Source organism: Lysinibacillus sp. DFXJR4, assembly GCF_057196045.1.
In genome coordinates, this window is the sequence record NZ_JBXUNW010000008.1 from 143,108 (window position 1) to 161,190 (window position 18,083).

Below are 18,083 nucleotides of genomic sequence, written 5' to 3' on the forward strand. Positions count from 1 at the left end.
TCCATTTTGGGATTTGACAAAAATTTGTCAGATAATTTGAAACATGTCCTTTAACGAAGTTTACTTGTTTGAAAAACTACGATTACTCTGCTATCGTAGAAGACGAGTTCGCTAGTGCGAATGGAATAATATACACTACATATTTAATCGGAGGGATTTATTATGGCAGAACGCATGGTAGGTAAACAAGCACCTGACTTTACAATGGAAGCTGTACTTCCAGACAAATCTTTTGGCAAAGTATCATTGGAAGACATTAAAGCACAAGACAAATGGACTGTTCTTTTCTTCTATCCAATGGACTTCACATTTGTATGTCCAACTGAAATCACTGCGATGAGCGATCGTTACGACGAGTTCGAAGACTTAGATGCAGAAGTAATTGGTGTGTCTACGGATACAATCCACACACACTTAGCATGGATTAACACTGACCGCACTCAAAATGGTCTTGGTGAATTAAAGTATCCATTAGCTGCTGATACAAACCACCAAATTTCAAAAGAGTATGGTGTCTTAATTGAAGAAGAAGGTATCGCACTACGCGGTTTATTCATCATCAACCCAGAAGGCGAATTAAAATACCAAACAGTTTTCGATAACAACATCGGTCGTGATGTTGACGAGACTTTACGTGTACTTCAAGCTTTACAAACTGGTGGTCTTTGCCCAGCAAACTGGCGTCCAGGTCAAGCAACTCTATAATTTAAATAGAGTCAATTATCAACTTTGAATTCCCCACGACACGTTTGTGGGGATTTTTAAACTTAGAAGAGGGTAAAGGAGGATATAAACATGAAACTTCGTGAACAAATGCCAGAATTAGCAGGCGCAACAACTTGGTTGAATGGTGAAGTAACTAAAGCAGATTTAGTAGGTGAAAAGCCAACATTAATTCATTTTTGGTCAGTCAGCTGCCATCTATGTAAGGAAGCAATGCCAGATGTAAATAATTTCCGCGATCAATTCAAGGATGAGCTAAATGTTGTAGCAGTACATATGCCGCGCTCAGAGGCAGATACTGATTTAGACACAATTAAAGCAGTAGCCGCAGAGCATGATATTGTACAACCAATCTTTGTAGATAGTGAAATGAAGCTAACAGATGCTTTTGAAAACCAATATGTGCCAGCATATTTTGTATTTGATAAAGATGGTCAGCTTCGTCATATGCAAGCTGGTGGTAGCGGTATGAAAATGCTAGAAAAACGTGTAAACCGTGTATTAGATGAAATGCGCAATGCTGAATAAGATTAGGATGGGACGAGAATAAATTAACATTCTCGTCTTTTTTTGTTTTTTTAAGTGGGTGGGGGTTAATTGAAATGTGGTTTGATTTGAAAAGAGCTGAAACTGACCGTGAAGTGGCTGGAGCTGATCAAGAAGTGGGTAGACCGGAGCGAAAAAGAGTTGGAGCTGATCAGAAAGAGTGTGGCCGGAGCGAAAAAAGGGTGAAGCTGATCAAAAGGCGGGTAGACCAGAGCGAAAAAGAGCTGAAGCTGATCAAAAGGTGGGTAGACCAGAGCGAAAAAGAGCTGAAGCTGATCAGAAAGTGAGTGGACCGGAGCGAAAAAGAGTTGGAGCTGATCAAAAAGTGGGTAAACCGGAGCGAAAAAAGAGCTGAAGCTGATCAAAAAATGGGTAGACCAGAGCGAAAAAGAGTCAGAGCTGATCAGAAAAAGTGTAGACCGGAGCGAAAAAAGGGTGGAACTGATCAAAAAATGGGTAGACCAGAGCGGGAAAGAGCTGAAGCTGATCAAAAAATGGGCAGACCGGAGCGAAAAAGGACCGAAGCTGATCAAAAAGAGCACCAACCTGATCAAAGCATGCAGTTCCCTGAGCATAAATCAATTAAAAACAATCTTTAGTATTTTCAACCAAACACCTTCAATGTTGCCGAATTGAAATCCTCTTTGACGATACATATAACCAAGAATACGTTACAATAATGTTATAGTAGTTTTCGGAGGGATTTTTATGATGAAAAAAGAGTTTGCTGTCATTGGACTTGGCCGTTTTGGAGGGAGTATTGTTCGCGAGTTAATGAGTCAGGGTGCACAGGTTATGGCGATTGATCATTCCTCGGAGCGTGTGGATGAATTTGCTTCTATCGCCACTCAGGCTGTTATCGCGGATTCGACAGATGAATCGGTCCTAAATTCATTAGGTATTCGAAATTTTGAGCATGTAATTGTTGCAATTGGTGAAGATATTCAGGCCAGTATTTTAACAACTATTATTTTAAAGGAAATTGGTGTGCAGCAAATTACAGTCAAGGCTCAAAATGATTATCATGAAAAGGTGCTACGCAAAATTGGTGCTGATTTTGTTGTTCACCCTGAGCGTGATATGGGGATACGGATTGCCAATAATATGCTATCTAATACAGTTCTTGATTATTTAGAGCTTTCGGATGAACACTCGATTATGGAGTTAAAGGCAAATGATGCAATTGCAGGCTACTCCATTATGGATTTAGATATTCGTGCAAAATACGGTATTAACATTGTTGGCATCAAGCGTGGCCCAGATATAATTGTCTCACCACAGGCTAGTGACAAAATTTTACTAGGGGATATTATGCTTGTTATTGGGGCTGATGTAGATATTAACCGCTTTGTGAAAAAGGCATTAAATGGGTAGTGTCCAATGAACAAACGTAGATGGAGATTAGTCATTTTCGCAGCAATTATACTAATTATTGTGTTTACCATGCAGTTTCAAGAAAAAAATAAGGAAGCAGCCATTTCAGCCATTTTGGATCAGGCAGCACAAATAGATAGCATCGAGCTTTTTAAAGGAGAGCAATCTATCATTCGCTTAACAGGTGAGGATGCAGTTACCAATCACGAAAAATATCCGCTAAGTCATGTTAGGAATTTGAGCAAAAAAGAAAGGGCTATCTTTGAAGAGAAACCAGCCTATCGGATTGTTTACAATATAAAAGATAAACCGCTATATGAGGTAGACATTTTAAAGGTAGCAATTAGCTCCGAGCTAAGTGAAGAGCTCCAGCAAATGGTTTTTCGTGTGGGGGACCAGCAATATTTAATATACTGGGCTAAAGAGAAAAAAGCACTTGAACAATCTACAAGCACACAGCTTTTACTCGAGCAATATGGAAAATAAAGAGGATAGTGACACAGCTATGGCTGTCATCACTACCCTTTTTTTCTTAGGATACAATAGTGGCTTTTCCTTGAAGTGCACGTTCTTGCATAGTTACATCAAACTCTTTTTCAGATTTGGACACTACAACACAAGCTACACCATTACCAATTAAATTTGTTACAGCACGAGCCTCAGACATAAAACGATCAACACCGATTAAAAGTGCTATTCCTTCCACAGGAATCATTGGGAACGCAGCTAAAGTTGCTGCTAATGTGATAAATCCTGATCCTGTTACACCAGCTGCTCCCTTAGAAGTAATCATTAAAATTCCAAGTAGTGTAATGATTTGTATCCAAGTGAGTTCCATTCCATATGCTTGTGCAATAAACAATGCAGCCATTGATAGGTAGATGGAAGTTCCGTCAAGATTGAAGGAATACCCAGTAGGAACAACTAAACCTACAACCTGCTTTGAGCAACCGAAATTTTCAAGCTTTCGCATCATGGATGGTAAAGCTGATTCAGAGGAGGATGTACCGATAACTAAGAAAATCTCATCTTTGATGTATGCGATAAATTTAAAGATATTAAATCCAAAGAATTTTGCAATGGCTCCTAAAATAAAGACAACAAATAAAAACATTGTAATATACACAGCAGCCATTAATAAACCTAGATTACCTAGTGACTTTAAACCGAAGTTACCAATCGTATAGGCCATTGCACCAAAAGCTCCGATTGGTGATATTTTCATGACCATACTTACAATTTTGAAGAAAATCTCTGCCACTTGCTCAAAGAATGAGATTACTGGTTTTGCGGGTGCACCAATTGAAGCAGCAGCTAAACCAAATAAAATAGCAGAGAATAAAACAGGTAATAGTTGACCAGTTGCCAGTGCACCTACTACATTTTCTGGAATAATACTTGAAATGAATGCACCTAAGCCTTGCTCAGTTTCAGCCGCAGCAGTTGTATATTTGGAAATATCAGCTTCAGATGCACCTGATGTATCTAAACCTGTACCAGGACTTACAATTAAAGCAACAGCAATTCCGATTGCTAGGGCAATTGTAGATACTATTTCGAAGTAAAGTAATGCCTTCCCTCCAATTTTCCCTACCTTTTTCATATCTCCCATACTGCCGATTCCAATAACTACTGTTAAGAAGATAATTGGAGCGATTAACATTTTAATCAATTTAATGAATAGATCTGCTAGGATTTTTAAGCTGGCACCGAACTCAGGGAAAATTGCCCCTACAATAATTCCAAGGATGATAGCTGCTATAACCTGAACAGTCAAATTTTTCAGTAATTTCATTTTACGCTACCTCTTTTCTAAATTTTCTTTTTGATATCGTTTTCACTAGAAATATCATAGCGAATACTTTTTAAAAAAAGAGATTTAGAAAATAAGAAACATATCGTTCATTAAGTACATTTGCTTGTATTCCCATGTAAATGTAGTATTTTCAATATCTTTCACTGTTATGGTACGCTAGTGTTAATTAATTATTGTTATAATACAAAAGCAAAAAGTGATAAAAAAACTTGTTTTGTATCATTTTTTTGTAATATTGTTCATTAAGTTCAATATTTTCTCCTACTTATGTCGACTAAAGGTGTTGTCAAAAGAATTTATTGCAGATAATCTTAAAAACATATCATGAATATGGTGTGCTACTAATTATGAGAATGCAGATTGGAAAGGAAGGAGTTTTTAATGATGAAAATGCCTGTAAACGGCAAGATACTGTTAGTGACATTTTTAATCATTGCACTCTCCTTTTTACTAGGTGGTATATTTGTACTCGGTAACTTATTATCTGAGCAAGAAAAAGATTTTGGTCAGCGTGCTATGCTTGTTGCACGCACTGTATCAAATGTACCAGAGCTAAGTGTACATTTGAAAAATGACAATCTGAAAGAAGCTGCCAAAAATATTAATAAAATTGTAGATGGGATTAGGGTCATCAATAAGGCAGAGTACATTGTTGTGATGAATATGGAGCGCATTAAACTATCCCACCCAGTAAGTAAAGAATTAGGGCGGCGAAGTGAGTCGCAGGATTTGAATGCAGCATTTAGTGAGCATTATTATGTATCGAAGGCACGTGGAGAATCGGGTGTCATGATACGGGCATTTGTTCCGATTATCAATGACAAAAAAGAACAAGTGGGCATTGTAGTAGTTGGCTATTCATTACCAACGCTGCTAGAAATGCTGCAAAGTTATGAGCGAGAAATTTTTATTACGATTGTTATTTCGTTGATTTTCAGTATTTTGGGCGCCTATACACTTGGACGACATATAAAAAAACAAATGTTTGGGCTTGAACCTCATGAAATTGCAAAGATGTATGTGGAAAGAACAGAAACCTTTAATGCAATGCATGAGGGAATAATAGCCGTTGATAAGGAAATGAATATCACCATTTTTAATGAAAAAGCGGCTGACATATTAGGCGTCACTAGGAATATAGAGGACTGTATTGGTCAAAAGATTTATGATGTTTTGCCTGATACTCGTCTGCCTGAAATTGTTGAAACGGCAACACCTGTTTATAATCAGGAGCTTTACATTAATCATCATAGTATTTTAAGTAATCGTGTACCAATTATTGTGAATAATGAGCTAGTCGGTGCAGTTGCCATGTTTAAGGATTTAACAGCCGTGAAAAAGCTTGCGGAGGAGGTAACAGGTGTAAAAGCCTTTGTTCAAGCATTACGTGTACAAACCCATGAGCATAAAAATAAGCTTCATACGATTGCAGGACTGCTGCAATTGGGACATACAAAGCAAGCTCTTGAATATGTAACAGCCACTACCGAAAATGAAGCATCTTTAACGAAGTTTTTGAATGAACGTTTTCATAATGAAAATATTTCAGGTTTATTATTGAGTAAGGTAAGCTATGGCAAAGAACTAGGGATTGAGGTTGAAATTGACCGAAAAAGTCATTTTAAACGCTTTCCGCCTCTTTTAGATCATCATGATTTTGTTGTTTTACTCGGAAATTTAATCGAAAATGCCTTTGAGGCTTTAAATGTCCTTTCAAAGGATGATAAATATGTAGCTATCTCTGTAGATGAGCATGATGGTGTATTAGCAATAGGCGTTTCTGATAATGGAATCGGAATGTCCAAAGAGGTGCAGGCTCGTATGTTTGAAAATGGATTTTCGACAAAGGCTAGTGAGAACCGGGGCATTGGCTTGCATTTAATCTTTGAAATTGTAAGAAAAGGCAATGGAGATATTGAAGTAGTGAGTGAATTTATGAAAGGAACAAGTTTCTTAATCTTATTTGAGTTAGGAGAAGAATAGATGGATGTAATAAATGTCTTACTAATTGAAGATGATCCAATGGTACGAGAAGTGAACAGACAATTTATTGAGCAAATCAAGGGTTTTTCATTAATCGGCTATGCTAGCAATGGTGTTGAGGGAATTCAAAAGATTAGGCAATTAACCCCACAACTTGTCTTTATGGATATTTTTATGCCAGAGCAAGATGGTATTATTACGTTAGGGAAAATCCGAGAGGAGCATCTTCCTGTTGATGTAATCGCTGTAACTGCTGCAAATGATATGCCCACTGTGCAGCGTATTTTACACCTAGGTGTCTATGATTATATTATGAAGCCATTTACGTTTGAGAGAATTGAGCAGACTTTGAAAAATTATCAAAACTACAGAAAGAAAATAAGCGGTATGCAGGATTTAACCCAACATGATGTTGATCATTTAATGCAGCAACGTCTTCCAGAGCAAGTTGCAGTTTCAAGAGGAAAGGATGCTATTCTTATAGAAGAGCTACCAAAAGGGTTTAATCGAGCTACCTTAGATAAGGTGCTTGCATATATTCAAGAAAGTGGTGGGGCAGTATCTGCTGAGGAGGTATCAACTTATATAGGTACAGCAAGAGTTACAGCGCGACGCTATCTAGACTTTTTGGAAAAGCAAAATCTATTGAAAGTAGATATCCAATATGGAAGCGTAGGACGTCCTATTCATCGGTATTATATTTAAATGCTTATTCCCTGAATTTTGTTAAATATTGATTGATTTCCCTTTGATTGTTGTATTAAACTTTGATAAAAACAAGGAGATTATAAAATGAAAAGGTTGTCAAAAAACTGTACAATTGAGCATTTAAAGCTGGAACACTATTATGCTATAAATGCACTTTACTCAGATGTAAATGTCAGAGCCTATCTAGGAGGCGTCCCAAATGAAAGCTATATCGAAGCTTCATTTAGAGGAATGCTAGAAGCCCCATCTCCCAATACATATCTTTATATTTCGTTAAAGGAAACGGATGAATTTATAGGACTTGTCTCAATAGATGAATATCATGACAAAGAGGCATATGAGCTTTCATATCAATTTTTACCGCAGTATTGGGGGCAAGGGTATGCATATGAGGTACTAACAAATGTTATAGATTATGGATTGAATGTTTTAAATTTGCCGTACCTAGTAGCAGAAACACAAACAGCAAACATCGCGTCCTGTCGCTTACTTGAAAAAGTAGGAATGCACAAGGTTCAGGTATTGGAGAGATTTGGACATGAACAAGCTGTTTATGAATTAAGAAAAAATGGTTGAAAATTATAAATAGGGTCATTTTTACTTCTCTATAATATAGAGGAGTGAAAATGACCTTTTCTTTTGGCTGAGAAGCTTCGTGTGAATAGTAGTCCCTTGCTTTGACGATACATATAACAAAGAATACGTTACAATAGGGAAATAGTCATTTACCTTCAAAATTAGAACTGATCGGTAATTTAAAAATTTAAGAAAGCTTATGGGGAGTAGGTTTGGCATATGTTTAACGTTCGAAAAGAGTCACTATTGAAATTTTTGAAGATTCTATTTCCAATAGTACTTTTGGCGATAGCTATTTATGAAATTCAACAATCAGTGAGTGGTGTCGATGTTCATTTACTACGAAAAGAAGTGAATGAGCTACAGCTATGGGAGCTTTTATTAATTTTTCTCATCACCTTTTTTGCGATTACACCAATGATTTTTTATGATGTTATTTTAGCGAAAATATTAGGAATTAACATCAATAAATGTAAATTGCTTAATCATTCGTTTATCATCAATACTTTTTCAAATCTTATTGGCTTTGGTGGTTTAGTCGGTATATTTTTGCGTAATTACTTCTACTCCAAATATAAAGCGGATAAAGAGGGCTTGCTAAAAAATATTGCCTCGGTAACACTGTTTTATTTAACAGGGATTTCTCTACTAACGTGGATTATGTATATATTCTTTTGGGATTTTCCTTTGCTGAAAGAAGAACGATGGTTATCGATTGCAGTTATTCTTGTTAGCCTATATGTACCAGTATTTTTGGCTATGCATATTATTCGCTATAAAAAGGAAAGTTCTCTAAAGCCAAAAATATCACTTCAATTGATGGTAACTTCAGTAGCTGAGTGGCTTGCTGTATTTTTAGTAATCTGGATATTAACGTTTATTTTGAAGATCCCAATAGAATTATCTGCGCTAATTCCCATATTTTTAATTGCTTCTAGTGCAGGAATAGTGAGTATGATACCTGGTGGGGTTGGCTCATTTGATCTCGTTTTTTTATGGGGGACACAGAGCATTGGAATTGCTGATGAAAAAGTGTTGTTTTTATTAATTTTGTACCGTATTGGCTACTTTGTGCTACCATTTTTGATTTCCTCTCTATTATTTATTAAAGAATATTGGATACGCTGGAATCAATCTTGGGATAACCTACCCAATATAATTTTTCAGAAGATTAGCCATATGCTATTAACAATATTGGTGTTTATCTCTGGCATTATTTTATTGCTATCTGCAGCCTTGCCAGGGGTTTTAAGTCGCCTAAAAATAGCTCAGGAATTTTTATCCTCACCAATTATGAATGTCTCTCATCAAATGACGGTGGCAGCTGGCTTTATTCTCTTAGGCTTATGTAGGGGTATAAAATATAAAGTAAAGAGGGCATATCAGCTTACCATCGTTGTGCTAGGCAGTTCAGCGCTGTTTTCTATTTTTAAAGGCCTTGATTATGAGGAAGCAATTTTTTTAGTGATTGTCGCAGCGTTATTAATGGTGTCCAAAAAGCAATTTTATCGGGAAAGCTATGTGTTGACATGGGGAATCATCATACTAGATCTTGCTATAGTGATAGTCATTACTGCCATGTATGTGTTGATTGGCTATGTAAATTTACCCTCTGCCAAAATTCATTTTCCTAGTGCACTGCAGAACTATATGATCACTGATTATCAAGACCTTTTTTATAGTGCTATAATTGGCATTCTTATCGCCATTGTTATTTTTTATATAGGCTATTTTATTCGTGCACCTAAGAAAATGAGAAAGCTATTGTCTAGTGAGCAGGAGGAGGCTATCAAAAACCATTTGCTAACCTATAAAGGGACCGAGTATTCACATTTAATTTTTTTACATGATAAATTTGTCCATTGGAATAAAAAGGGTACGGTTTTATTCTCTTATCAAATATATGCGGATAAGATTATTGTCCTTGGAGACCCAGTAGGAAATGAGTCTGATTTTTTACCCGCTATCCAAGAGTTTTTGGAATTGGCCGATAAGCATGGTTATACACCAGTCTTTTATGAAATTAACAATAAAATTTTTTCTGCTTTACACGAGTATGGGTATAGCTTTTTTAAGCTCGGCGAGGAAGCCTTTGTAGATTTAGAGAAGTTTACATTTTCAGGTAAAGAGATGAAGGGAAGTCGAGCGATAAAAAATAAATTTGAACGAGAAAATTATATAGTGGAAATACTAAGCCCACCTTATTCTCAGGAAATTATGAAAGAACTGCAAGAGGTGTCAACAAAATGGTTGCAGGGGAGGGCAGAGAAGGGCTTTTCACTTGGTTTTTTTGATGAACACTATTTAAGCACCTCAAACATTGCCGTTTTACGTGGTACAGAAGGAACGTTTGGCTTTGCTAGTATCATGCCGATGTACGATAATGGCGAAAGAGTTTCAGTAGATCTTATGCGTTTTAAACCAGGTTCACCATCTGGGACAATGGATTTCATTTTCCTTTCTTTATTTGAATGGGCAAAAGCAGAAGGTTATCGGGTCTTTAACATGGGGATGTCGCCTTTATCAAATGTCGGACAGTCTAGATACTCCTTTTTAAGTGAAAAAATAGCTTCGCAAATATTTTTACATGGACAGCACTTCTATCATTTTAAAGGATTAAAAAACTTTAAATTAAAATATGCTGATTTTTGGGTACCGAAATATGTAGCGTATCGAAAAAAATCTTCATTACCATTTACCATGGCGCAAATCACATTGTTAATTGGCAATAAGAGAAAAAAGGTCCAACGAAAAATTATAATAAAATGAAAGGAGAGACTATATGAATTTAGTAAACAATAGCAGTCCTATTAACATCGGTATCTTTTCACCTTCATCACCTGCTTCTGTTCGTGCATTTACCCGTTTTCAGCGAGCAAAAGCGTTTCTTGAACAAAGAAATATAAACATAATTGATGGAAATCTGACTGGCCAATCTGATTTTTATCGCTCAGGCACCCCAAAAGAGCGTGCTGCAGAATTTAATGAGTTGCTACGGAATTCCAATGTCCATATCATCATGTCAACAATAGGTGGTACAAATTCAAATAGTATGCTGCCGTACATCGACTATGAGGCATTTAAAAGCAATCCAAAAATCGTTGTTGGCTATTCTGATGTAACAGCTATTTTACTAGCACTGTACGCAAAAACAGGAATTACTACCTATTATGGACCAGCCCTAGTTCCTTCTTTTGGTGAGTTTGAGCCATTAGTCAATGACACATATCAGTTTTTTGAAAATTATTTCCTTAAACCTCAGGTATTACCTTATGAAATAATGATGCCTTCAAATTGGTCAGATGAACCTATTAATTGGCTAGAAAAGGCTGTGGAAAAAAAGTTGTATCAAAATAAATGGCTGACGGTTCAAGAAGGCGTTGCGGAAGGTAGACTAATAGGTGGTAACTTAAATGCAATGTATGGATTTATTGGGACACCTTATTTCCCAAAAATTGATGATGGGGATATTTTATTAATTGAAGATAGTAGTAAAAGTATAGCCATTGTGGAGAAAAACTTTGCGATGCTAAAATTGCATGGAGTATTTGAAAAAATAAGTGGCATTATTTTAGGCAAGCATGAATGTTACGAGGATTTAGGGAGTATGCGTAAACCATATGAGGTATTGCTTGAGCAATTAGATGGTATGAACATTCCTATTTTAGCGGAGGTTGATATTTGTCATACACATCCTATACATCCAATTGCCATTGGGAAAAAAGTAAGGCTAGATGCTAATGCACAAAAAATTTATTGTATCGAGAAATGGTTATAGACGAAAAAGCCCTGCATAACAGCATGGCTTTCTTAATATCAAAAAAATAGCACAAACCTGTTTTTTTATAACCAATCAATAGCGAAAATATCAGTATTTCTAATAGCATCATAGAGGTAGAAATTAATCCAAGTACACCGAAAACTCTCCCAAAAATTTTCCTTCCATGCTCTCAAAATTCACATGCTGCACACCCAGAATGACCCGACAACCACTATTCGTTTTCCCTGATTTGTTTCTAGAGAGAATAAACAGCTTTGATTGGTCCATATACTTAAAGGCTATTGAAATTGTATTTAAACCAACCTCTAATTTTTTACTTAAATGTTCTCGGCTTACTTTGATAACTCCGTTGTATGTAAGGTCATAAATCAACTTTTCTAGCACTCTATGTACTTTCCCTCCAGGATAAATACCTTGTGCTGCTAAAGTTTCTTCTAGTTGCTGCAGGCGCTCTTCTTTAAGTTGCCGATTTCCTTTTTGATTGCCGTTTGTAATAAATGTTTGGACTGCTTGGTTTGGTGTAGTTTTTAGTTTGTTTTTCATGGTAGTTGCTCCTTTTTGAAGCAAAACGCTTTAGATTAAGGAGTAATCTTTAATGACATATTAATAAACTATTGAAATGTCTTCTAATTCATACTAGAATGACGTATATAGATAATATCTATATTTAACAGTTAAAAACAGTCATTTCACGATATGCTGCATCGTATGTGCGATATAAGATAAAGCGATTAATAAAGAGCGCCAACTCTCTATTAGTCACTGTGGAATGGCTTTTTTACGTTCGATTTTAGTGCTGTCTTACTGGCTACGACATGTATAAAACTTTGCATAAATATCAACGATTATTTACATTTTCCCCCATTATCATTTACTGTCCAATTTAATTATTTCCGATTTCCCGTTCCACTCTAATTTTGCTTCGATCTTATCATTTTCAGTTGTGTAAACTTCACAGTCAGTACATTCGACATTAAATGAATGTATATTATTTTCATTGTTAAAAGTTTCTTCACCAATACCAACATCTAACTTTGCACTCTTTATTTTATATACGAATAATTCAGGTGCAGGTTCTTTTCCAATATATTTAATTGTAAATTCTCCAAATTCTCTTTCTTTAGTAACTTCAGTTTCGTACTTAACAATCCAATTGTTACTTTCTCCATAAAAATTATATTTTTCTCTATCATCTGAACAAGCGCTTAAAATCAAAACTAAAAGAAATATAGCACCTAAGATTCTATATTTATTCACCATTAACCTCCTGAATTTCAAAAAAATACAAATATCATGTTTATTTATCTTATTTTTTAGTATATCATAATATATAGAAAAGGAGGAAATTATTTTGAAAATTAAACATTTTTTAACAACAACTATTGCTCTAATCGGACTAACTTATTTTACACCACAAGAGGCTTCTGCAAACATTATTGACACAGGTGATACTTCTGCAAACACTATGATCACAAGTGATGCAAACATTATTGACACAAGTGATAAATTTTTCTCTAAGATAAAAATATTTGATGCAAATGGTGAGCAAATTCCTTATACAACCGAAGAATTACAACAAATGTTCACATTTATCCCTTATGATTCTACTGCTACTGTTAAAAAAGATTTGAATTTAATAACTCCATTTGCGGCATCTACTTATAGCACAAATGCATTCCACTTCAAAGATTATATCTATGTCAAACAAGGGGATGGATTTTATAATCCTACTAATATCACAATAACTCCAAAAGGATCAAAACCTTTTTCATTTTTTATATATAATAAGGATCATGGAACAGAAGAATTCAGATTAGATGTCCCTGAAGGTTTGATCGGCGGATTCCATTATGGCTTAACTGGTTATTCAAGAGGATACAGTTATAGTTTTAAATTTCAAAACTTTGTTAAAGGCCAGACAGTATATATGACTGATGTTACTGTTACTTATTAGTAAATATACTAGAGTAACCCTTGGCTAGCTTAAGCTAGCCTTTTTGTTTTTTTATAATTGAGCAAAGCGACAACAAATATAGCTGCTTGATATTTATTTTTAGAAAATGAAAGGAGCTATACTACTGTAGATTAATAGAAGTTAAATCAGCAGTTATATTTATATTAAGTTTTCTACATCAAGTATCCAGTCATTCCAGTTCTTTCAATCGTCTCCTAATAGTTGCTTCTGAAACACCTAGTATTCGTACGATTTCTCGATTACTTTTTCCGTCTTCCTTAATAATGTAGCAATTTCGATTCATTGATGGTTAACTTAGGACGACCATTTGGGTTTCCACCTCGCCATTTCTCATCATTTTTTAAAAAAAATCTTTTTAGCAATTCTCCCTCTCCTCGAAATGCGTCTTAACTCTAAATTTTGAATTTTGACACCAAATACGCCTTATAATTAACTAAATATTTACTTTATAAATAAAATATGTTAAAATTTTCTTGTATCAAAAAAAGTATAAAAAGGAGGAAATTGGAATGAAAAAATTTTTAGCAGGATTAGCAGTTTGTGCATGTTTAAGTGCTTCAGCAGGAGGAGCTTCTGCAGCAGAATTATCTACAAATGAAGGCGGTATTGATTTAGATGCATTAATGGCTCAAGAAGAAACAGGTTCTTTCTTAATTGATGGTACAAATAGTATCGCTAGAGCAGGTGTAGCAGCTGGAGGCGGTACATTTAATGTAATTTGGGGATTAGATCGTCATACTTCAGAATATGAACATCCTTCAAAAGTACATAAATCAAGCGCAGGTAATAGCAGTACCACTAGACATAGTGAATGGGAGCAACCAGGTGACTTAGCAGCTGTATGGATTAAATCTTCTCTTTGGGGTAATACAGCAAATTGGAATGTAAAATAAATACTAAACAAAACAAAGTATAGGGGAAATCCCTATACTTTGTATTTATTGAAAGGATATATTCATGAGAAAAATAATATATCTACTTTTAACTATTGTGATAATCACATCTAATTTATTTATTTTTTCTATATATTCAAATAATAAGGTGATAGATTTTTTATATCAAAGAAATCAAATTGTTACGATTGACTATAGTGATGCCAAAATAAACTTCAATATTAATGAGCTTACTGAACATTTAGTTCAATTCTCAAAGAAAAATAATATTAATATTTCTCAATATAATTTCACCAGCGAAAATTCTTTAAATATTTACTCTACAAACGTTTTAAAAGATCCTTATATAAAATTAAAATCTGGAGAATTTCCTATTGAGAAGCGTTTTATCTCTAATCGCTTAAAAGAAGATGAAAAAAAACAAACTGGTATTTTTTACTTTCCACCATCTAATTGGGAATTTAATATATATGATTTTAAACAAATAAAAAATATAGGATTCAAAAATGATTTCTATTTGAGTAGTGTAGATAAAGAAATTCTCCATTCTTTTACTCAAGAATTCTCCCCATATGGTAGCATACAAACAAAAAAAGAAAACATAAATAGCTTAGCATTAACAAATATCTCTTTATTAATGGTGGTTATTCTTTCTTTTGTCATATATATAATAGGTATGTTTTATTTTTTAATCCAAAAAAGAAAAACTTTACTATTATATTATATGTGGGGGTATTCAAAAACGAAAATTGTATATTCTTTTTTAAGACCTTTTTCATGGTACTTTACTATTATACTAATATTAATATTAGTTGGAACAATTGTAAATGCAGTAATTTTTAGACAATTTACTTTTCCAGAATGTTTTTACCTATTATTGGTTAATATTTCTATTTTAATTACTCTTATATTTTTCGCAACACTCGGTATTTTATTAACTTTCAAATTTAATAAGTATAATCATAGTGTTAAAGGAGCTTTACCATTTGAAAAGATTCAGTGGGTGTCGATCATTTTAAAGACATTAGTATCTATCGTCCTTTTTAGTATGATTAGTTTTACTTTTGTAAAGTATAATAATTTAACCTACAAATTAAATAATTTAAATTACTGGGACGATACTCAAAATGTATTTCGTATTCAAGTAGGCGTTCTAAATAATTTGGATGACTTAAAAATCGATAGAGATTTAAATGATAGATTAAGTCTCTTTTATGAAAAAATCAAAAAAAATAACCAGGCTTTTCTTATAGAAGCCGAAAAATTTAGCGTTATAGATTATAAAGATGGAAAACCTATTTATAGCTATATGTCTGGGATTAAAAATACAAATGATATTTATACTCCCAAAGGAAGGCGCATTCTCATTGATGAAAATTATCTAATAGTAAACCCTATTCAAAGTAGTAATGGTTTGCCAATTATTAATCAGTTGAAGAAAGATGAAAACACATTGAATGTGTTAGTGCCGGAACAATTAAAGGTTATTGTTAGTTATATTGAGAGTTCATATAAAGAATGGTTTTATTTCCAAAGCGTCGAAATTGTCAATATGTATAATAAAGAACTTAGTCAACCATTAGTTGAAAAGGAAATAGATGATTTAAAAATTAATATAATCTATACTAAAAAAGGTCAAGAATATTTTACATATAGTAATTATAGAGGAAACAAAAAAAATAAAGTGATAGATCCTATCGCTATTTTATATTCAGAAAGCCTGGATACCTCTACAATAGGAGCGTATGCGACACATTCATTATTCTTCTTAGATAATTCGAATGGAAGTGCCTATGAAAATATTTCTTCATCATTAGAAGAAGCAAACGTTAAAGAAATAAATGACGTAGTGTCTGTTTATAGTGAAGCAAACGATGAATTAATTGAACTAAAGTGGGAATTATTCCAACAACTAGTTGCTTTAATTATTGTTATTATATTTTCATTTCTACTTTTTAGTGCATATATTTGGTCTTACTATAATGCACATCTTTATCAATTAACCCTTAAATATTTGTTCGGTTATTCTTATTGGAAACGAAATAAAACTATTATTTTTATAGCTAGTTTCTCTAATGTTTTAGCAGCTATATTGGCGCTTTATTTCTTCAAAAGTACTAATGTTATACTATTACTACTTTTAGGAACTTTATTTTTGGAACTTCTATTTTTTAATATATTTATAAATTTTTTGAATAAGAAAAATATAAACAATGTAGTAAAAGGGGATTGAGTATCTATGATTGAACTCAAAAATATAAGTAAAAGTTTTTTTGGAAAAGAGATACTTACAAATTTTTCATTGAACATTAGTAAAGGAGAATTTGTTTCTATTATTGGTGAAAGTGGTGCAGGTAAAACGACAGTTTTAAATATGATTGGGCTATTAGATAAGCCAGAACAAGGTACTGTATCTATAGACGGTCATCTAAATCCAAATAGTAAAGTTACTATGTCTTTGCGAAGAAATAAATTCGGGTATATATTCCAAAATTATTTGTTAATGAATAATGAAACAGTCAAAGATAATTTACTAATTTCGCAGGCGTATAGTAACGATTTTAATAATGAAATAATAATAAATAATTTAGAACTAGTCGGTTTGGATGCTACATATTTAGAAAAGAAAGTTTATCAGCTAAGTGGTGGTGAACAACAAAGGATTGCTATAGCAAGGGTAATGTTAAAACCTTGTGAAATAATATTAGCAGATGAGCCAACAGGAAATCTTGATGATTTAAATACAAAAGTTATCTTGAATTTATTTAAACATTTAAAAGATGCCGGAAAAACTATTGTTTGTGTAACTCATGATAAGGAAGTAGCTGAACGTTCAGATAGAATAATCAATATAGAACGGAGAAAATAAGATGATGAAAATCATAACATTATCTATAATTAATTGTATATTAATACTACTAACTGTAGTTATACATAAAATAATTTATAGAGTAATGTTGTTGGGATATGATAATCTAGTTATATATTGGGGATTATTTATAGCAATTTTTTTAATATTAAATCTGCTTATAAATATAATGTTTTATAAAAAAAATAATAAAATATAGATACACCCTAGATTATTCACCAAACAACACAAAATCCCATGGAAAAGCTGACTTGTCGGCTTTTCCATGGGATTCTCTTTTTCACATAAAAGGTGAAAAAAGAATCCATTTCTGTTAAGGTTATTGCGACTAAACATCAACCAAAAGGAAAGAAAGGATTCTTATGATGGCTACTTTATCGCAAAATACTCTACATTTCAACCGTTCTATTAAATTATCTAATGATGGAGGCGCACTTTCCTCGGATACAGGCGAATTGATTTTTCGTGAAAAAGATAGACATTGCCAAGCCTGTTACCCCATAAAGACTAGATATAGCCCAAAGTCTAGTATATACCGTGGACAAACGTACAGTCTCCAAACAAAAGAGTAGCCAATGTCATCATGCTATGCCTAATTGTGTTGTTAATGTAATATACCAAGCAATAGCATATTGTACGAGCGATGAACCAAAAAATGAAATGGTTTGGCTAAAAAGAAGACAAATCCAAAAAATCTCCCAAGCTACCACCTATAATTCCTCCAAAAGCTACTAGATAATTTTAGGACAACTACCTGTTTAATGATGTTAGTCTAAATAATGGACACAGAGAATTGGGAGTTTATAAAGTATAATAATCTTAACAATTTACTAGGAGTG

The 18,083-nt window shown here is 33.7% G+C and carries 20 protein-coding genes and 1 pseudogene; 16 read left to right on the plus strand and 5 right to left on the minus strand.

Going from position 1 to position 18,083, the window contains the following annotated elements:
• Positions 1–162: 162 nt before the first annotated feature.
• The 6 genes from AC2CGN_RS16600 (at position 163) to AC2CGN_RS16625 (ending at position 3,129) form a co-directional block, all read left to right on the plus strand.
• The gene (locus AC2CGN_RS16600) at positions 163–705 is read left to right on the plus strand and encodes a peroxiredoxin (RefSeq protein WP_286923921.1); all 543 of its coding nucleotides are present in this window, start codon (positions 163–165) and stop codon (positions 703–705) included.
• A 90-nt stretch (positions 706–795) separates the two neighbouring features.
• Positions 796–1,251, plus strand: a complete 456-nt coding sequence (locus AC2CGN_RS16605) for a TlpA family protein disulfide reductase (protein ID WP_286923922.1) — start codon at positions 796–798, stop codon at positions 1,249–1,251.
• Between the two features lie 74 nt (positions 1,252–1,325).
• The gene (locus AC2CGN_RS16610; RefSeq protein WP_484515003.1) at positions 1,326–1,556 is read left to right on the plus strand and encodes a hypothetical protein; all 231 of its coding nucleotides are present in this window, start codon (positions 1,326–1,328) and stop codon (positions 1,554–1,556) included.
• A 21-nt stretch (positions 1,557–1,577) separates the two neighbouring features.
• Positions 1,578–1,868: a hypothetical protein gene (locus AC2CGN_RS16615; RefSeq protein WP_484515005.1), complete on the plus strand. Its 291-nt coding sequence runs from the start codon at positions 1,578–1,580 to the stop codon at positions 1,866–1,868.
• Between the two features lie 112 nt (positions 1,869–1,980).
• Positions 1,981–2,643 (plus strand): potassium channel family protein, encoded by a 663-nt coding sequence (locus tag AC2CGN_RS16620; protein ID WP_054770830.1) that lies wholly within the window; start codon positions 1,981–1,983, stop codon positions 2,641–2,643.
• 6 nt (positions 2,644–2,649) lie between these two features.
• A complete protein-coding gene (locus tag AC2CGN_RS16625) occupies positions 2,650–3,129 on the plus strand; it encodes a hypothetical protein (RefSeq protein WP_484515007.1) in 480 nt (159 codons plus the stop codon).
• 46 nt (positions 3,130–3,175) lie between these two features.
• Here AC2CGN_RS16625 and AC2CGN_RS16630 read toward each other — a convergent pair whose 3' ends face one another.
• Positions 3,176–4,438 (minus strand): dicarboxylate/amino acid:cation symporter, encoded by a 1,263-nt coding sequence (locus AC2CGN_RS16630; RefSeq protein WP_429980495.1) that lies wholly within the window; start codon positions 4,436–4,438, stop codon positions 3,176–3,178.
• 402 nt (positions 4,439–4,840) lie between these two features.
• Here AC2CGN_RS16630 and AC2CGN_RS16635 point away from each other — a divergent pair, with 402 nt between their 5' ends.
• From AC2CGN_RS16635 to AC2CGN_RS16655, 5 genes are all read left to right on the plus strand, one after another.
• On the plus strand, positions 4,841–6,442 hold the full coding sequence (locus tag AC2CGN_RS16635) for an ATP-binding protein (RefSeq protein ID WP_429990866.1): 1,602 nt from the start codon (positions 4,841–4,843) through the stop codon (positions 6,440–6,442).
• A complete protein-coding gene (locus AC2CGN_RS16640; RefSeq protein WP_286923927.1) occupies positions 6,443–7,147 on the plus strand; it encodes a response regulator in 705 nt (234 codons plus the stop codon).
• 87 nt (positions 7,148–7,234) lie between these two features.
• On the plus strand, positions 7,235–7,726 hold the full coding sequence (locus AC2CGN_RS16645) for a GNAT family N-acetyltransferase (protein ID WP_429990865.1): 492 nt from the start codon (positions 7,235–7,237) through the stop codon (positions 7,724–7,726).
• A 219-nt stretch (positions 7,727–7,945) separates the two neighbouring features.
• Positions 7,946–10,495 carry a bifunctional lysylphosphatidylglycerol flippase/synthetase MprF gene (mprF, locus tag AC2CGN_RS16650; RefSeq protein ID WP_484515010.1) on the plus strand — a complete coding sequence of 850 codons (2,550 nt, stop codon included), beginning with the start codon at positions 7,946–7,948 and terminating at the stop codon, positions 10,493–10,495.
• Positions 10,496–10,508: 13 nt separating this feature from the next.
• Positions 10,509–11,504 carry a S66 family peptidase gene (locus tag AC2CGN_RS16655; RefSeq protein WP_484515012.1) on the plus strand — a complete coding sequence of 332 codons (996 nt, stop codon included), beginning with the start codon at positions 10,509–10,511 and terminating at the stop codon, positions 11,502–11,504.
• 123 nt (positions 11,505–11,627) lie between these two features.
• Here AC2CGN_RS16655 and AC2CGN_RS16660 read toward each other — a convergent pair whose 3' ends face one another.
• Entirely contained in the window at positions 11,628–12,050 is a 423-nt protein-coding gene (locus AC2CGN_RS16660) for a hypothetical protein (protein WP_484515014.1), read from the minus strand.
• A 324-nt stretch (positions 12,051–12,374) separates the two neighbouring features.
• Positions 12,375–12,764, minus strand: a complete 390-nt coding sequence (locus AC2CGN_RS16665) for a hypothetical protein (RefSeq protein WP_484515016.1) — start codon at positions 12,762–12,764, stop codon at positions 12,375–12,377.
• A gap of 94 nt (positions 12,765–12,858) precedes the next feature.
• On the opposite strand from AC2CGN_RS16665, the gene AC2CGN_RS16670 reads away from it, so the two are divergent.
• On the plus strand, positions 12,859–13,461 hold the full coding sequence (locus AC2CGN_RS16670) for a hypothetical protein (RefSeq protein ID WP_484515018.1): 603 nt from the start codon (positions 12,859–12,861) through the stop codon (positions 13,459–13,461).
• Between the two features lie 190 nt (positions 13,462–13,651).
• Here the strand turns inward: AC2CGN_RS16670 and AC2CGN_RS16675 are convergent, their stop codons facing one another.
• Complete coding sequence (locus AC2CGN_RS16675) at positions 13,652–13,765, minus strand: winged helix-turn-helix transcriptional regulator (protein ID WP_484515020.1); 114 nt, start codon at positions 13,763–13,765, stop codon at positions 13,652–13,654.
• 226 nt (positions 13,766–13,991) lie between these two features.
• Between AC2CGN_RS16675 and AC2CGN_RS16680 the strand changes: the two genes are divergently transcribed.
• The 4 genes from AC2CGN_RS16680 to AC2CGN_RS16695 all read left to right on the plus strand — a co-directional run bounded on the left by AC2CGN_RS16680 (position 13,992) and on the right by AC2CGN_RS16695 (position 17,443).
• Entirely contained in the window at positions 13,992–14,375 is a 384-nt protein-coding gene (locus tag AC2CGN_RS16680; protein ID WP_484515022.1) for a lactococcin 972 family bacteriocin, read from the plus strand.
• Between the two features lie 64 nt (positions 14,376–14,439).
• Complete coding sequence (locus tag AC2CGN_RS16685) at positions 14,440–16,608, plus strand: DUF1430 domain-containing protein (RefSeq protein ID WP_484515024.1); 2,169 nt, start codon at positions 14,440–14,442, stop codon at positions 16,606–16,608.
• A gap of 6 nt (positions 16,609–16,614) precedes the next feature.
• Positions 16,615–17,244 (plus strand): ATP-binding cassette domain-containing protein, encoded by a 630-nt coding sequence (locus tag AC2CGN_RS16690; RefSeq protein ID WP_484515026.1) that lies wholly within the window; start codon positions 16,615–16,617, stop codon positions 17,242–17,244.
• A gap of 4 nt (positions 17,245–17,248) precedes the next feature.
• Positions 17,249–17,443: a bacteriocin-like WGxF protein gene (locus AC2CGN_RS16695; RefSeq protein ID WP_484515035.1), complete on the plus strand. Its 195-nt coding sequence runs from the start codon at positions 17,249–17,251 to the stop codon at positions 17,441–17,443.
• Positions 17,444–17,831: 388 nt separating this feature from the next.
• On the opposite strand, the pseudogene AC2CGN_RS16700 reads toward AC2CGN_RS16695, so the two are convergent.
• Positions 17,832–17,954, minus strand: a pseudogene (locus tag AC2CGN_RS16700) (MFS transporter); the annotation flags it as partial.
• Positions 17,955–18,083: the final 129 nt, after the last annotated feature.

Excerpts from the sequence above, each read along its gene's own strand:
- AC2CGN_RS16600 (WP_286923921.1), top strand. The coding sequence starts at position 163 with ATGGCAGAACGCATGGTAGGTAAACAAGCACCTGACTTTACAATGGAA.
- AC2CGN_RS16605 (WP_286923922.1), top strand. The coding sequence starts at position 796 with ATGAAACTTCGTGAACAAATGCCAGAATTAGCAGGCGCAACAACTTGG.
- AC2CGN_RS16610 (WP_484515003.1), top strand. The coding sequence starts at position 1,326 with ATGTGGTTTGATTTGAAAAGAGCTGAAACTGACCGTGAAGTGGCTGGA.
- AC2CGN_RS16620 (WP_054770830.1), top strand. The coding sequence starts at position 1,981 with ATGAAAAAAGAGTTTGCTGTCATTGGACTTGGCCGTTTTGGAGGGAGT.
- AC2CGN_RS16625 (WP_484515007.1), top strand. The coding sequence starts at position 2,650 with ATGAACAAACGTAGATGGAGATTAGTCATTTTCGCAGCAATTATACTA.
- AC2CGN_RS16630 (WP_429980495.1), bottom strand. The coding sequence starts at position 4,438 with ATGAAATTACTGAAAAATTTGACTGTTCAGGTTATAGCAGCTATCATC.
- AC2CGN_RS16635 (WP_429990866.1), top strand. The coding sequence starts at position 4,841 with ATGATGAAAATGCCTGTAAACGGCAAGATACTGTTAGTGACATTTTTA.
- AC2CGN_RS16640 (WP_286923927.1), top strand. The coding sequence starts at position 6,443 with ATGGATGTAATAAATGTCTTACTAATTGAAGATGATCCAATGGTACGA.
- AC2CGN_RS16645 (WP_429990865.1), top strand. The coding sequence starts at position 7,235 with ATGAAAAGGTTGTCAAAAAACTGTACAATTGAGCATTTAAAGCTGGAA.
- mprF (WP_484515010.1), top strand. The coding sequence starts at position 7,946 with ATGTTTAACGTTCGAAAAGAGTCACTATTGAAATTTTTGAAGATTCTA.
- AC2CGN_RS16655 (WP_484515012.1), top strand. The coding sequence starts at position 10,509 with ATGAATTTAGTAAACAATAGCAGTCCTATTAACATCGGTATCTTTTCA.
- AC2CGN_RS16660 (WP_484515014.1), bottom strand. The coding sequence starts at position 12,050 with ATGAAAAACAAACTAAAAACTACACCAAACCAAGCAGTCCAAACATTT.
- AC2CGN_RS16675 (WP_484515020.1), bottom strand. The coding sequence starts at position 13,765 with ATGAATCGAAATTGCTACATTATTAAGGAAGACGGAAAAAGTAATCGA.
- AC2CGN_RS16680 (WP_484515022.1), top strand. The coding sequence starts at position 13,992 with ATGAAAAAATTTTTAGCAGGATTAGCAGTTTGTGCATGTTTAAGTGCT.
- AC2CGN_RS16685 (WP_484515024.1), top strand. The coding sequence starts at position 14,440 with ATGAGAAAAATAATATATCTACTTTTAACTATTGTGATAATCACATCT.
- AC2CGN_RS16690 (WP_484515026.1), top strand. The coding sequence starts at position 16,615 with ATGATTGAACTCAAAAATATAAGTAAAAGTTTTTTTGGAAAAGAGATA.
- AC2CGN_RS16695 (WP_484515035.1), top strand. The coding sequence starts at position 17,249 with ATGAAAATCATAACATTATCTATAATTAATTGTATATTAATACTACTA.